The sequence below is a fragment of the Paenibacillus sp. FW101-FHT12H11 genome, from assembly GCF_058790355.1.
The window spans coordinates 781,783-797,142 of the sequence record NZ_JBYTCO010000001.1; the positions used below are offsets into that span (position 1 = coordinate 781,783).

The following is a 15,360-nucleotide window of genomic DNA, read 5'->3' on the forward strand; positions in this document are numbered from 1 at the left end:
CTTACTGGACTTCAACGGCATTAACGAAGGAGATGTTGTGAAAGAGGGATATCATTTGTTCAAAATCTAATTCCGCAGGCAGCTTAATCGTAAGATCCAAAAGAATTTCGGAGGTTCCCCTTAATTTCTCACTTTGAAAATTTACGATCCTGATATTTTTTTCTTTCAGTGTTTTTTGCATATTTTCTAAAGAACCTGCTTCGTCAATGATACGTATAATCAGGTGTTCTGATTTAGGCGCAGCTAGCCAAGTAAAACGCCTGTGTAACACGATTTGAGCAATAAGAATTAAAACGGTAACCCCGATTCCCAGAACATATAAGCCAGATCCGATCGCCATCCCAATGCCTGCTGTTGCCCAGATTCCTGCTGCTGTGGTAAGACCTTTGACCGTATGACGCTGCATAAAGATCATGCCTGCTCCTAAAAAGCCCACACCACTTACAACCTGAGCTGCTATTCTTGATGGATCAAGTGCTATGCCAGTTTGTCCTAGTTCATCATAAAAGCCATATTTTGAAACTAACATCATCAAAGAAGCGCCAATAGCAACAACAAAATGAGTTCTAATTCCGGCTTCTTTCATTCTGTTTTTACGCTCATATCCAATGAATAGTCCGCAAATTCCGGCAATCATCACTTGAAGTAAATATTCGAATCCCATCATGTAGATCCCATCCTTTTCACGAAAATATTGAAAGCGCTTTATCGGAAATTTTACCCTACTGCGTAGAAAAGATCAATTTCTCATTGTTCCATAGAGAGAATAGGTATGCAAATAAAGGGAAATAAACCCAATAATCGAATATCTATTTAAACACGATTTGAGAACTTTGGAGGTGCTGTGGTGTTAAAGAAAAACGTTTATATGAGAACGATTTTGTTTGCAATCGTTTTTTTTGCATTTTTATTTTTACCCGCGGGGTCTTTATATTTCTCTGAAGCGTGGATTTATTTTGCCATCTTTTTTGGATCAACGATGTACATCAATCGTTATTTCTTGAAAAGAGATCCTGAGCTCATAGAACGAAGAGTTCATGCGAAAGAAGTAGAAAAGGAACAAAAGATTTTCCAATCCATTTCTGGCGCTATATTTTTTATTGGATTGTTAGTCCTACCTGGTTTAGATTATAGATTTAATTGGTCAGATGTTCCTTTGTATCTTGTATTCGTTGCGGATTTCTTCGTCTTGTTAGGTTTTATTATTGTCTTTCTTGTTTTCAAAGAGAATTCGTTTACATCTGCCATCATTGAAGTGACCGAGAATCAAAAAGTTATATCAACAGGTCCTTATGCCTTGGTACGGCATCCGATGTATACAGGGGCGATATCCATTATCCTGTTCACTCCTCTTGCATTAGGTTCAATTTGGGCATTGATTCCCTCAATTTCAATCATTATTTTTATTGTGCTGAGGCTGTTAAATGAAGAAAAAATATTGCTAAAGGAATTAGCAGGGTATGAAGAGTACTGTAAGAAGATACGTTATCATTTAATTCCTTTTATTTGGTAATGGAGGTGAACTCGCTGTTTCTTTTGAAGAAATTTACATTTTGGCTCAGCTTGCTCAGTATCCTAATCTGCTTAAACAATGACTGGGGAAACGATGACAAAAACATACTTCTTATTGGGTTAAATCCTATCTTGAATAACATGGTGTACAAGGAGCCATTCCGACACTGGATTTTTAATTTTGAGAGCGCAAAACTAGCTGCTGATAGTTCAAGTATCAAGGTGTATTATCCTGCCTACCTTATACACTTTTTTTCATTCTTTTTGCTTGGGATTATCATTGATTTTGTTATTCACTTAGTAAGACGTAAAAAAGCAGTTTAATCTGATACTCATGTTTAGGGGGATTTTATGCCTTTTCCATTCGACTGCATTAGCGATTTTATGTTTTTCGAAACGGAGCTTGCTCAATCAGATGTTATTTTAATACCAGGATCTAGCCATCCTCAACTAATGGAAAGGGCTGCAACGTTATATCATCAAGGCATTGCTCCATGTATATTACCTTCAGGTGGATCTACTCCGCATGTTGAAACAACGGAATGGGAATACCTGAGAAATGTTGGAATGTCACTAGGAGTTCCTTCGGAATCAATATTAAAAGAAGATCAAGCAACGAATACCTTTGAAAATGCACGTTTATCACTGGAAGTACTACAACAACAAGGAATTCACCCCAAACACGTTGTTCTAGTCTGTAAAAATTATCACGCTCGTAGAGCCCTTTTAACGTATCAATTCGTTTTTCCAAAAGAGACTGTTTTTTATGTAAGCCCAGTAATCGACAAAACAGGAACTTCAAAAGATAACTGGTTTAAAGAAGAAGAAAAGATAAGGGTTGTAATGAATGAGCTTGAGAAAGTAGGGAAATATTTCAGACCTGCCATATTCGAGTTGGGATCGAATAGCTAACATCAAGAGACGGCAAACGGACCCAATTGGATCCGTTGCCGTCAGGGAGCAGATCACCGCGGCAGCTAGGCTTTACGAATAAATATACTTCCCCTAATCACTCCAAATAAATGGCATCATAAGGAAACTCCAGCTTCTTCATCCGATATTCCTTTGGTGTCATATTCATGTATTGGCGGAAGATTTTGCCGAAGTAGCTGGGGCTGTCAAAGCCGCATGTTTGGCCAATGTCCTGAACAGGCAGGTCAGTGGTTCGGAGAAGGGCGATGGCGGCCTCGACTCTCCGGTCCCTTAGGTAAGCCAGCGGCGAGGATTGCTCAGACCGCTGAAACAGCCTGCAGAGGTAATGCTTATTAATTCCGCAATGCTCGGAGATCATATCCAATGTGAGCGGATCTGCAAAATGATCTCTCATATATTTTTTTGCTGTCTGAATGAGCGTGCTCGAGCTTGCGCTAACGTCATTTGTCATTTCTCGGCTGGATTGCACGAGTGTGAGCATCCATTCATATACGCCGAGGGACAGGTGATATTTGTCGGTGACCTTATCTTCGGCGACCATGCGCATCAGCTTCCAAAGCCCCTGAATAAGAGGCGTATCCGAATCTCTCTGGATAATTGGCCCCTCCAACGCCATCACGTAATCCCATATCCGATTCGCCTCTTCTCCCCGCAAATTCAGCCAGATGATCTCCCATGGTTCCTTTTGATCCCCGTAAAAGTATGTATGGCTGCTAGGCACTTTCACTAAAAAACCCGTTCCTTTCGTCAAAGGGAAGCGTTGCTGTTCATACTCAAGATAACCTTGTCCACGAATCGTATATTGAAAAATGACATGCCCGCAGTCGGGGCGCTCTTCTCCGCTAAAGCTGTATTCAGGGGTATTGATCATTTGCCATCCAATGGAATCGAGCGTGAGAATGGAGGTATCATCGTTTCGAAATCCGTATACGGCAGGCTTGAGCATTGGAATTCTCCTTAAGAAAAGTCAATTTTGTTATATTATAAGTCATTACATTAAGATTGTCCCCCTAATACTTCAGGAGATACAATGATTATAAAGAGGGGAGCGAATGTTGGATGGTTAATAATGAGTTAGTCATTGAATTATTGCCTGACGAGTATTGGTGGGGAGGCCGGGTCGCGGACGGAAAAAATATGCCGTATGGCACATCGTTGTTTTGTGTTGACTTGGCAGCGAGCAGCGGAGGCAATCAGGCTTGCCCACTGCTTGTATCCAGTAAAGGGCGATACGTTTGGAGCGAGGAGCCGTTCGCTTTTCAGATTGATCCTAAGGAGTTAAGGGTGATCGGTGAGGTTGCCTTGCTGAAAGTGGAAGAGGGACATGAGACTTTAGCCGGGGCATACTGTCATGCGGCCCGTGCATTCTTCCCGGCAGTTCCAACATTGCCAGAAGAGCTGTTGTTTACTGCACCGCAGTATAACCTGTGGATCGAGCTGCTCTATAATCCAACGCAAGAGAAGGTATTGCAATATGCAAGAGATGTGCTCGCAAACGGCATGCCGCCCGGCGTCATCATGATTGATGACAATTGGCACGAACCCTACGGCACCTGGACGTTTCATCCAGGACGTTTTCCTCAGCCTAAGCAGATGGTTGATGAACTGCACGCCTGGGGATTTAAAGTCATGCTTTGGGTTTGTCCGTTTATTAGCCCGGACTCCAGCACATTTCGTAAACTCGAACCGACTGGGATTCTTTTGAAAGATGGTGAGGGGAAAACGGCGATTCGCAAATGGTGGAACGGATACAGCGCCGTTCTCGACTGTACGAATCCGCAAGCTGTTGCGTGGATTCATGAGCAGCTTGATTCCTTGCAGTCGCAATTCGGAATTGATGGTTTTAAGCTGGATGCCGGCGATTTAGAGTTCTATGAGTCGGATGATTTGAGTTATGAGAAAACAACACGCAACGGTCATAGCGAAGCCTGGGCGAAAGTTGGACTGAAATATCCGCTCAATGAGTATCGCGCTTGTTGGAAGCTTGCAGGGCAGCCATTGGTCCAAAGGCTGAAAGACAAGCAGCATAGATGGGAGGACAATGGGCTTGATTGCTTAATTCCGGATGGATTGGCACAAGGACTTCTCGGCTATGCGTATACGTGCCCGGATATGATCGGCGGAGGCGAGTTTACGAGCTTTTCAGTTGACCGATTGGATTCGGAACTATTTGTCCGTTCGGCCCAATGCTCGGCTTTATTTCCCATGATGCAGTTCTCGGCAGCGCCTTGGCGGGTTTTGGATGATGAGCATCTGCGCTATTGTGTAGAAGCAGCCCGACTTCATGCCGCCTTTGGCAAAGAAATCCTTGATCTTGCCAAACATGCCTCACGGACTGGGGAGCCAATCCTGCGTCATATGGCCTATGAGTTTCCCGGAGAGGGTCTGGAAATGATTCAAGATCAATTTATGCTGGGCCATTCACTTTTGGTTGCTCCTGTTGTCGTCCAAGGGGCGCGAGCTCGCCAAGTCATTTTTCCGACGGGCACATGGGTTGGAGATGACGCTACAACAGTGTCAGGTCCTGCTAAGTTGGAGATTGAGGTACCGCTGGCCAGGTTGCCTTTTTATAGAAAACAATGACGATAAAAGCCGGAAATCCTTGACTTGACAAGGGTTCCCGGCTTTATACCTATCATATCTTTTTTAAAGAAGTAACAGAATCAAGAATAAACTTGGAGTAAGCTTCAGCACCTTTGGTCGTCAAGTGAACGCCATCGCTGGCGAACCAGTCCGGCTTGTCTTCACTAAAAGAATGCCAGTCGAGCAGTTTGACATTCGGATATTTTTTACTTGTATCGGCTAACGTATCATTTACCGTATCTTGCCATTTTCGAGGCACACGTGTATTAATGAGAAGGATTTTTCGCTCTTCCCCAATCGTTTCGAGAAGTTTTTCAAGCTGATCTGTTGTAAAAGGGCCGTTCGTTCCGAGGTGAATGACAATAATTTGGCCTAGTGTCTTATCGGACTTGAATTGCTTAATAATGTCCGTAGCCTGCGACAGTTGCCGACCGACTTTCCCGTCTACGACACTCCCTTCAAACATTTTCTCCAGAACCGGGGCTGCGCCCAACATGACGGAATCTCCCACAGCTGTAACCCTCTGGGTTAACGGAACACGTGTATAAGCGCCGGATGAGTTCGTCGAGGTCGCCGTCTTTTTCTCACTCTGTGTGATGTTATCCTGTTTTGTTGCCCCAGGGGTAAGGGGTGCCAGAGCAGCTGAATTTTCCACTACTGGAGTTGCTGTCGGGACAAGAATTGTCTGTTCCGGCGAAGGGGGACCTTCAGGAGAAGCTGTCGGGGCAGGGCTTGCCGAAACAGGAATATGCTTGCCTTTGGGAGAAGGCGTCGGAACAGCATTTGTTACATCAGGTTTGGGATCAACGGTTGGAGAAGCTGTCGGGATACTGTTTGTTACATCAGGTAATTGATAAGAAGGTGAAGAAATCGCATTATTGCTTGTCGGACTTTGAGAATTGAGTGCCACCTCGGTGCTGCTCCGATTGAACATGCAGGAAACGAAGATCAGTATGAGAATGGCAATCGGTACGAGTCGAATAAAATACTTATATTGCAGCAGATTTGCACGTCCCTCCGACCGAAATGCAGGAATTTTGGTCCATATGCGCCAATTGCCGCTTCGGAACGGGTTTTCGATGAAGGTGTAAGATAAAGCCGCAAATCCGATACTAAGTATTAACTGTATGATTTGAAGAAAATAGCTTGCATCCGTATTAGGGCTAGTCGAACTTGTTAATACGATCACAGGATAGTGCCAGAGATAAATGGAATAAGAACGAACACCAATCCAGCGTAGAGGCTTCCAACCGAGAATTTTGCTAACAAAGCTAGAGGGGCTTGCTGCTGCTGCAATAACGAAAGAGACTGCAATCGAAAGGACAAGCATACCGCCGGTGTACAGCGATTGATCGTATTCTCCAGTTCGAAGAAACATGTAGATAATAACTAAAAGGCCAATGACACCCGTCCAATTTACCCATGAACGATGTTTGCGTGAGTTAGGGTCAAGAAGTTTGCGGCTTGGGCATATAAAAGCAAGAGCTGCACCGATCAAGAGCCCGAATGCTCTTGTGTCTGTCCCGTAATATACCCGGCTAGGGTCAGTACCGGGCTCATATAAAAGCACCATAGCGAGATATGAAAGGACAGCACCAGCGAGGGTGAGTAAGACAAACTTGCCGCGAGTAGGGCTAAAGAAACGACTCAAGCCAATGATAATCAGAGGCCATAATAAATAAAATTGCTCCTCAATGGCGAGTGACCAAAGATGCCCGAGCGGTGAAGGAGGGCCGAAGCTCTCAAAATAGGAGACTTGGTGAAAGATGTTGTACCAGTTGCTAGTATAGGTTACCGCCGACCAAATATCCCCCTGTATGGATATGAGTCTGGCATGATTCGAAATCGCCAGAAAGACGGCGACAGTGATGATCATTGACAACATGGCTGGAAGCAATCTGCGAATGCGGCGGATCCAAAATCTTTTCAGATCGATGCGATTTTTATTTTTGCGCTCTTCTAGCAGCATATCCGTTATCAGGAAACCGGAGAGTACAAAAAATACACTTACTCCCAGGAATCCCCCTGAGGCCCACCCCCAGTTGAGATGATAAGCAATTACAGCAAGGACCGACAGTGCTCTGATCCCATCCAATCCAGGCATATAGCGCGGATGATTTTGTTTCACTTCCTTCATGATGCTAGCTCCCCTAATGTGTCGATTCCTGAAACAAATACTTAGACTCAGATCTACGATTAGGAGTTCAAATTTTCATAAACATTTACTTAATGGAGCATTTTTAGCACAGAAAGTTATTTGACTAGTATTGACGGTTATCGCTGCTATGATTACGAAAAGTCTATGCTTGTTTCTTTAGGTACTTAAATAAACAAAAAACCACCATGAAGGTGGTTTTTTGTTCGTAGGAATTTATATGTTTGGGGGAAGTGAACAGTGAACCTTCCCCTTATTTATGTTGAGGGAACTATGAACCTCTATTGTATCGAAAAGGCACACTTTCCACGAGGAAGTGGAACTACAGTCCGCTATGTTGCAGGTTTCAGCTGTATAATGCGCTATCGCGGACAAATAAGAGCCTGTAGTTCCGCTCCGAGAGGAGAATACCCGTTTTTCTCAAAATAGGGGCCTCTAGTTCCCTTGAGTCGTAAAACCATGCATCCAGAATAAAAAAGGGTTTCTTCCAGAGATCAATCACCGCTTAATTACAGCAGTTTCTTCATATCTTCTACGATCGCCATAGGTTTGTCTGTGGAACCGTAGCGTTTTATTACATTACCCTCTCGGTCAACAAGAAACTTCGTGAAGTTCCATTTAATTGATTCAGAACCAAGCACACCTTTGGCTTCTTTTTTCAAAAAGCTGTACAGGGGATCAGCATTGGAGCCATTCACATCGATTTTGTCGAAAAGCTCAAAGGTTACGCCAAAGTTAATCTCGCAAAAGCTATGAATTTCTTCGTTGTTCCCTTTCTCGCCGCTGCCGAATTGATTGCTCGGGAAGCCGAGAATTTCAAGGCCATCGTTTTTATATTGCTTATAAATTTCTTGAAGCTCTTTAAATTGTGGCGTAAATGCGCACTTGCTGGCTGTATTCACAATCAGCATGACTTTACCGCGGTAATCACCGATTGATTTCTGAGTTCCTTTAGCTGTTTTAACATTGAAATTATAAATGGACATAGGTCACGTTCCCTTCAATTTGAATTTTGTAAAATTTAATTTTTCAAAACCTTATGTCCCTGAGTATAAACCCTGAACTACATTTCTGTCAATTAGATTGTGCTAAATATAGTTTTAGTAAATTTAGGTTTGCTCTATGTAAAAGGGAGCTTATATATTGTTTGAAATTAAATTTTGAGAAATACGCAGGTTGAGTTACAATGTACAATATCGAAATAACAGGGGGAATGAGGATGAAAGAGGAAGCTGTCATGAAACTAGAGGATATGCTCTGTTTCACGGCCTATGCAACTTCCCGTGAATTAACGCGCATATATCGGCCTATTCTGGAGAAGTTTGGGCTTACGTATCCACAGTATTTAGTCATGGTCGTGTTATGGGAAAGAGGGACCAGCACGGTGACAGAGCTTGGCGACAGACTGCTGCTGGATTCGGGGACGTTAACACCGCTGCTGAAGCGGCTTCAAGAAGCGGACTTGGTTGTTCGCAAACGTTCTGTGGAGGATGAGCGGAAGGTTGAGGTTGCATTAACGGAAAAAGGTGCAGGGCTGCAAAACCAAATGCAGAGTGTATCCGTAGACATTTTTGCAGAAATTTGCGGGTCATTTGAAAAATATGTAGAATCGCTAGGCCAGTTTAAAGAGCTGCTGGCAAAAGTAAATGAAGTTGCACGCCGATCAGAATAATTGTGGGCAAGCGAAATAAAAAGAATGGCCGGAGTTTTCTCTGGCCATTCTGGGATGCAAGTCCACACACACATAGAAATTTAAATGAGTGAAGATAATATTTCATATTAGGTTATAACAAAAGAGCGCCTAACGAGTAGCAGACAATCATCAACAGCAGCACTGTGATATGGTTAAGCGAGAAGATGAACATCGAACGGGCCCACTTGTCCTCTGGTTTCCGCTTATATCCGTTGATGCTCATCACTAACCAGACCAGGCTTAAGATCGCATTCGCTATAGCGATATACGGATTAAAGGACCAGAACAAAAAGCTGACCAGGAATAACGCAACCAGATATACGTTCATCTGCACGTAAGTTCTGCGAATGCCCTTGACCACCGGCAGCATGGGAATGTTAGCCGCTCGGTATTCCTCCATGCGCCGAATTCCGATTGCATAGAAGTGAGGCATCTGCCAGATAACCATCAACAGGAACAGCGCAATGGCATGGGGATGTAAAATATCCGGTGAGATCGCGGCCCAACCGATTAACGGAGGAATCGCTCCAGACAAGCTGCCAACCTCTGTATTGTAGATCGTTCTGCGTTTTGTCCACATCGTATACGGCACGACATATAAAAATAGCCCGAGGAAACCTACAAAAGCAGATAGCGGCGACGCCAAGTACAAGGAGACAAGACCGCCGATTGCGATCCAAATCCCAAGGAACAGTCCGCTTCGGATATCAATGATGCCGGAAACCGTTGGCCTGTTTTTCGTTCGTTCCATGATGCGATCGATGTCGCGGTCGTATAAATTATTAAAAATACCGGCCGCTCCAATCACCAGAGAGGATCCGATCAACGCCAACGTCATGTTGCCGATTTTATCCATTAGCGGTATTTGATGTACGAACAAGGCCACACTAAGCCCTGCGATCATGGCGATGAGGTTGGATTTGATAATGCCAATCTTTATGGTTTCGAAGAGTACCTTCGTGAATGAGATTGGAACTGTTTGGATGCTAACCGTATTGCTTTGGACTCGCATTCGCTAACACACCCTTCCAAGTAAATTAACCTATGTATAGGTTACCATATAGAAGTCACTCTTGTGTCTTGCTTCTGCAAACACTCATGATTCTGTCAAAAATCTTTGTCTCTTTCGTGAATGATGCAAAAGTGGAGGATGAGGACCGGGACCCGGGGGTTCCGGTTTTTTGTCTTACGTCTGGCAGCTGGAATCCAGCGCTGGCTTGCGATGTGACAAAATTTGATATGCTGCCTACAAGGACAACAAGAACAAGAATTGTCACTTACTTGCAGTAGGCGATGCTCCTATAATAAAGCCTAACACGTTGTCTTGTTAGTTCCGGACACTTGAACAGCGGCGATACACAAACATCAACAGGGAGGCTATTATGAAAATATTGACAACAAAAAGGGTCAGCTTGACTATGCTCGCTCCGCTTTTATTAGGAGTGTTGGCAGGCTGTGGAGAGAGTAAGGAGACGCCCAAGGCTACTTCAGCTGCAAAACCTGATCTGAAAGTTCAGTTTATGGTACCGTCATTTGCGGACATTCCAGACATGAACAATGAGTATTGGACCAAGTTTCAAAAAGATAATAAAGTTCAACTGAATATAGATTGGATCCCTTCAGGGGACTACGATACAAAATTTGACCTGGTCTTGGCATCCGGCAACATTCCTGAAGTTATTGTTGCGAACAGCATTACGCGTCCTACGCTGCAAAATGCAGTGAAGCAAGGGGCATTTTGGGATTTGACGCCTCTCTTGGGTGACTTCAGCAAGTATCCGAATTTGAAGAAAAACGGATATAAAGACGTGTGGAACTATGTGCGTACGGATGGCAAAATATTCGGTGTTCCACGAAATCGTCCGCATATTGACCTCAGCCTCAAAATGAGAAAGGACTGGCTGGATAAATTCAATTTACCTGTGCCGACTACATTGGATGAGTACGCAACTGCCCTTAAGACAATTGTGGACGGAGACCCCGATGGAAATGGTAAGAAAGACACGGTTGGTTTGATCGGCCAAGGCAACACAGGCAACTTCTTTGCCGACAGCGATGGAAGCTTTTTGGCGGCATTTGGAGGCCTTGATCCGATTTATGGGAAAGACGGAGGTATGATTAACAAGTATTTGACACCGAATTACACGGATATGGTTTCCTATTTCCACAAATTGTATACCGACGGCGTTCTGGCCAAGGACTTCTCTGTCATTAAACAAACCCAAGCAGAAGAAATGTTTACCACAGGACGGGCCGCTTCTTATGGCAGAAATACATGGCGCGATTTCAACTTTGAACAAACGATCAAGAAAGTGCAACCTGACGCGAATGTCATTTCTTTGCCGCCGATGAAAGGTCCAGGAGGTTCCAGTGTTCAGCTGTCGGTTCCATTCTCGGGAGCGTTTTATATTTCGAAACAAGTGCCGGAGGAGAAAGCAAGACAAATCCTGGACTTTTTCGAAAGAACAACGACGCCGGAACAAACGGACTATAACTACTACGGAATCGAAGGCGTCGATTATACGATGGTAGATGGACAGCAGCAGCTTACTGAACTTGGTGTAAAACAAGTAACCGCTAACGGCACAGGAGCTATTTTCCCACTAGCCTATAATAATAAAATGAAAGTTATTAATCCTGCCGCTCCTAAAGCGTATAACGATGCCAAGGAAAAATCAGTGGCTGTTTATGCAGAAGTAGGGAAAATTGATCCGTTTTCTATCATTAATTCGAATACGTGGACGTCAATTTGGCCGAAGTTCCAATCGGAATGGCAGTCGATGGTCGTCAAAGCGATCGTAGGGCAGATTTCAATGGATGAGTACAAGGCTTATATTGAAAAGCTGAATGCGAATCCGGATTTCCAAACGGCCTATAAGGAATTCGCAGCAGATTACAAGGAGAAGTTTCCCAAATAAACAGCCATAGGTGAGTTTCTTTCCGCTTGCTTTTTGCGGCTCCGCTCCCTATGCTTAACACACAAACCATCAGTGTGAATGAGTGAGTGGTATGACAATGGGGCTTCTTAAGAAGACGGGGAGGACTTATGGCTAACTGGAGCAGCATGTTTCTGAATAAACTAGGCAAAAAGAGGCGAACGAACACGAGAACGTATTTCTTCAAGCTCATTTGGCTTGGCTGTATTTCCGTATGTATTCCGGTGATATTGGCTAGCGTAGCTTATTATCAATTCTCTACACATCGGATGCAGAAATACATACAGGCGGAAAGCGACTCGTCCTTGACGATTATGAAGGACCGCGCCGAAACGGTTTTACAGGAAATTGAGCAGGACTCGCTCCAGTTAGCCAATGATCCTTTTATTCAGCAAGAGTTTACGAACCCTCAGGATGAAAGCGGTCTTTTGAAGCTTGATATACTGAAAAAAATTGCTTTGGTTAAAAATTTCAATAGCTTCATTAGCGAAATTTATTTGTATAACAGTACAAACAATGAGGTCATTTCCAATGAATACGGCTCCATTGAGAAAGAATATTACAAATATAAACAAAATATTGACGAATTGCTCGCAATCAAACGTCCTACGCAATGGACACAGCTGAAGGGCAAGGAAGGATATATCACCTTTTACAGACAGCTGCCACTCATTGGTACGGAAGGACCCAAGGGTGTCCTCGGCTTTGAGATTGAAGCTGCCAAGCTGAGCACATTTATGGAAACAGATGCGGTCATGTTGACCGGCGATCAAGGTTTAATGATCGTGAAGCTGAACGACCCTTTTGGGATCGAGCGAAACCCCCAAGTGAACCAGGCCGAAGAAACGGCCAGATTACAAGGGATTGCGATGATCAAGGCATCGGATCAAAACTCGGGCATATTTGTAGCGGAGGGTATTGATGGGAAGCCGGCACAGTATCACTACGTGAAAAATGTATTTTCCAGAACTTACGTATCTGTGACGCCTGAACAGGTCATTACCGATCAATTAAGCTGGATTCGTGAAATGACGGTGCTTATTGTTCTTGTATTTGTAGGTGTCGGCATTCTTCTGACGTATATTACCTCCAAGAGGGCTTATACGCCCATCGGGCAACTGATTAATCACAGCCGTTCTCTGCGTGGCCATGGTGTCGAGCCGAAGGAAGACGAGCTGGATATCATTAAAGAGTCTTTGGATTATTTAAGTAATGAGACGGAGAAATTGGAAAGTTATGTGCAAAATATGGAGCCGTCCTTGCGCGAGAAGTTTCTCTTCAAGCTGCTAAGCGGTGATTATACGGCTAATCAGACGCTGCTTCAGGATTGCTTAGCGTATGGCATTGGTGTTGGATTTACAAGTGTCGTACTGGTTGTCGATGCCGACCATATTTATAAAGAAAAGCGTTTTTTGCCGGAAGAGAAAGGAATAGTCGCGTTTTCCTTGGCCAATGTCATGCAGGAGTTGCTGAATCAGCATAGTCTTGAAGGTTACGTGATTCCTTATCAAGGCAGAGGCGTGGCCATCCTGCAATTCAAGCCCGAGATGGAGCAGCAAACCATGAAGGAGCTGACCTCGAACTATGCTTATGCGATGATCGAGGCGTTTCATAAGTATTTGTCCTTTGAAGTCAACGTGTGCATCGGACGGTTCTATCCTTACATTGCGGACGTTCCGGTTTCCTATAAGGAAGCGATTCATGCTCTGCAATACCGGATATTTCGGGACGCAGAACCGTTATTATTTATTGATGATTTCGAGCACGGGAAAACGCAGTCACTGCTTCGGTACCCGGTAGAGCTGCAAGAAGCGATTCTTCATGCCCTTGAGCAGGAAGATTTGTCCTCAGCGATTCAGCATTTTGAGAAATTCACGGAAATCTTGCGCCATTCACAATCCTATGTATTTATTTATCAAAGCTATCATATCTTCCTATCGGCTTTTATCGTGTCTGTGGAGAAGCAGGGTGCGAATGTCGTCGACATTATGGAGCATAATTTTTTCGGGCAGTTAAGAAACAAGCAGACGTCGAAGGAAATGACCGATTGGTTCGAGGAGTCGTTATTTCCGGTGTATCTGTGGTTGACGAAAAATGATCGGGAAGCATCCGGTGAATCCGCGATCCAGTGGGTGTGCCAATACATTCATAACAATTACGGGAATGATTTGTCCTTGGTGCATTGCGCCGAGCGAGTAGGTGTAAGCCCTTCTTATCTGAGCCGATTGTTTAAGAAGAAGGTAGGAAAGAACTTTTTGGAGTATGTGGTGGAAACGAAGATTGGTCAAGCTGAGCGCCTGTTAAAAGATACGGATCAAAGCATCAGCGAAGTAGCCACCGCGATCGGATACTCCGAGCGCAACTTTATCCGTATTTTCCAACGACATGTACGGATGACACCGGGGCAATTCCGCTCCCAGTTCAGGTAGGAAGAGATTCAATGAAAAGGGGAGAACGATAGGATGAAAATTAAGCGTATCGAGACTTTTACAACCCGCCAGCTTTCCGTTGTCCGCGTCACTTCGGAAGATGGGCTGCAAGGTTATGGGCAAATCGCGCCTTACCACGCTAATATTTCTGCGCTGGTGCTGCATCAGCAAGTAGCTCCGCACGCACTTGGTGCAGATGCGAATGAAATCGAAGCCTTGGCTGAAAAGGTTGTTAGGGAAGAGCATAAGTTTCCCGGTTCCTATATTTGCCGAGCAGTCGGAGGCTTGGATACGGCTTTATGGGATTTGAAAGGGAAACGCATGGGCAAAAGTGTTAGTGAATTGCTTGGAGGAAAACCCGGCAAAGTTAAAATTTACGGCTCCAGCATGAAGCGCAACATTTCACCGCAGGAGGAAGCTAACCGGATCTTGCGCCTCAAGGAAACGCAGGGGATCGAGGCTTTCAAAATCAGGATTGCCAACAACTTTGCGAGTGATGTGGATGTCTATCCGGGCCGTTCGGAAGAGGTTGTCCGGGCTGTAAGGGCTGCCATCGGTGACCAAACGCAGCTGTATGTCGATGCGAACAGTGGATTTACGCCGGCTAAGGCGATTGAAACAGGCAAGATGCTTGCCGAATACGGGGTATGTCATTTTGAAGAACCTTGCCCTTACATGGAGCTGGAGTGGACGAAGCAAGTAGCCGACGCCCTGGATATTCCGGTAACCGGCGGGGAACAGGATACGGATTTGGCACAGTTCAAACGGATGATTCAGATGCGAGCCGTCGATATCGTCCAACCGGATATTTGCTATGTGGGAGGTTTGAGCCGCGCACTGGAAGTCGCTCGAATGGCCGAAGCGGTAGGAATGACTTGTACACCGCATGCTGCGAATTTATCGATGTTGACCGTTTTTACGCTGCATATGGTCTCAGCTATTCCGAACGCAGGGAAATACATGGAATATACGATTGAAGAGGATGCTTGGACGAATGGACTTTTTGCAGAGCCGTTGAAAGTTTCGGACGGTGCGGTGCAGGTTCCGCAAGGACCAGGCTGGGGCATCACGGTACGGCCGGAATGGCTGGAAAAAGCCGAGTATCAAGTGAGCGAATAA

Annotated in this window: 12 protein-coding genes; 7 read left to right on the forward strand and 5 right to left on the reverse strand. The window is 44.6% G+C overall.

The window, feature by feature from the left end; all coding sequences use genetic code 11:
• Position 1 precedes the first annotated feature (1 nt).
• A complete protein-coding gene (locus tag AC3WTJ_RS03320; RefSeq protein ID WP_127454815.1) occupies positions 2-667 on the reverse strand; it encodes an MgtC/SapB family protein in 666 nt (221 codons plus the stop codon).
• Between the two features lie 180 nt (positions 668-847).
• Here AC3WTJ_RS03320 and AC3WTJ_RS03325 point away from each other — a divergent pair, with 180 nt between their 5' ends.
• Together AC3WTJ_RS03325 and AC3WTJ_RS03330 are read left to right on the forward strand one after the other, a co-directional pair.
• Positions 848-1,513 (forward strand): methyltransferase family protein, encoded by a 666-nt coding sequence (locus tag AC3WTJ_RS03325; RefSeq protein ID WP_492520554.1) that lies wholly within the window; start codon positions 848-850, stop codon positions 1,511-1,513.
• Positions 1,514-1,863: 350 nt separating this feature from the next.
• On the forward strand, positions 1,864-2,424 hold the full coding sequence (locus AC3WTJ_RS03330; RefSeq protein WP_492520555.1) for a YdcF family protein: 561 nt from the start codon (positions 1,864-1,866) through the stop codon (positions 2,422-2,424).
• A 97-nt stretch (positions 2,425-2,521) separates the two neighbouring features.
• Here the strand turns inward: AC3WTJ_RS03330 and AC3WTJ_RS03335 are convergent, their stop codons facing one another.
• On the reverse strand, positions 2,522-3,391 hold the full coding sequence (locus AC3WTJ_RS03335) for an AraC family transcriptional regulator (protein WP_492520556.1): 870 nt from the start codon (positions 3,389-3,391) through the stop codon (positions 2,522-2,524).
• Between the two features lie 113 nt (positions 3,392-3,504).
• Here AC3WTJ_RS03335 and AC3WTJ_RS03340 point away from each other — a divergent pair, with 113 nt between their 5' ends.
• Positions 3,505-5,028, forward strand: coding sequence for a glycoside hydrolase family 31 protein (locus AC3WTJ_RS03340; protein ID WP_492520557.1), 1,524 nt, complete (start codon positions 3,505-3,507; stop codon positions 5,026-5,028).
• Between the two features lie 52 nt (positions 5,029-5,080).
• Here AC3WTJ_RS03340 and AC3WTJ_RS03345 read toward each other — a convergent pair whose 3' ends face one another.
• A complete protein-coding gene (locus AC3WTJ_RS03345) occupies positions 5,081-7,165 on the reverse strand; it encodes an acyltransferase family protein (protein WP_492520558.1) in 2,085 nt (694 codons plus the stop codon).
• Positions 7,166-7,692: 527 nt separating this feature from the next.
• Positions 7,693-8,169: a glutathione peroxidase gene (locus AC3WTJ_RS03350; RefSeq protein WP_492520559.1), complete on the reverse strand. Its 477-nt coding sequence runs from the start codon at positions 8,167-8,169 to the stop codon at positions 7,693-7,695.
• A gap of 233 nt (positions 8,170-8,402) precedes the next feature.
• Between AC3WTJ_RS03350 and AC3WTJ_RS03355 the strand changes: the two genes are divergently transcribed.
• Positions 8,403-8,855: a MarR family winged helix-turn-helix transcriptional regulator gene (locus AC3WTJ_RS03355; RefSeq protein WP_492520560.1), complete on the forward strand. Its 453-nt coding sequence runs from the start codon at positions 8,403-8,405 to the stop codon at positions 8,853-8,855.
• 112 nt (positions 8,856-8,967) lie between these two features.
• On the opposite strand, the gene cyoE is transcribed toward AC3WTJ_RS03355, so the two are convergent.
• A complete protein-coding gene (cyoE, locus tag AC3WTJ_RS03360; protein ID WP_157318808.1) occupies positions 8,968-9,888 on the reverse strand; it encodes a heme o synthase in 921 nt (306 codons plus the stop codon).
• Positions 9,889-10,258: 370 nt separating this feature from the next.
• On the opposite strand from cyoE, the gene AC3WTJ_RS03365 reads away from it, so the two are divergent.
• From AC3WTJ_RS03365 to AC3WTJ_RS03375, 3 genes are all read left to right on the forward strand, one after another.
• Positions 10,259-11,794: an extracellular solute-binding protein gene (locus AC3WTJ_RS03365; RefSeq protein ID WP_492520561.1), complete on the forward strand. Its 1,536-nt coding sequence runs from the start codon at positions 10,259-10,261 to the stop codon at positions 11,792-11,794.
• Between the two features lie 128 nt (positions 11,795-11,922).
• On the forward strand, positions 11,923-14,241 hold the full coding sequence (locus AC3WTJ_RS03370; protein ID WP_492520562.1) for a helix-turn-helix domain-containing protein: 2,319 nt from the start codon (positions 11,923-11,925) through the stop codon (positions 14,239-14,241).
• Between the two features lie 33 nt (positions 14,242-14,274).
• A complete protein-coding gene (locus AC3WTJ_RS03375; protein WP_492520563.1) occupies positions 14,275-15,360 on the forward strand; it encodes a mandelate racemase/muconate lactonizing enzyme family protein in 1,086 nt (361 codons plus the stop codon).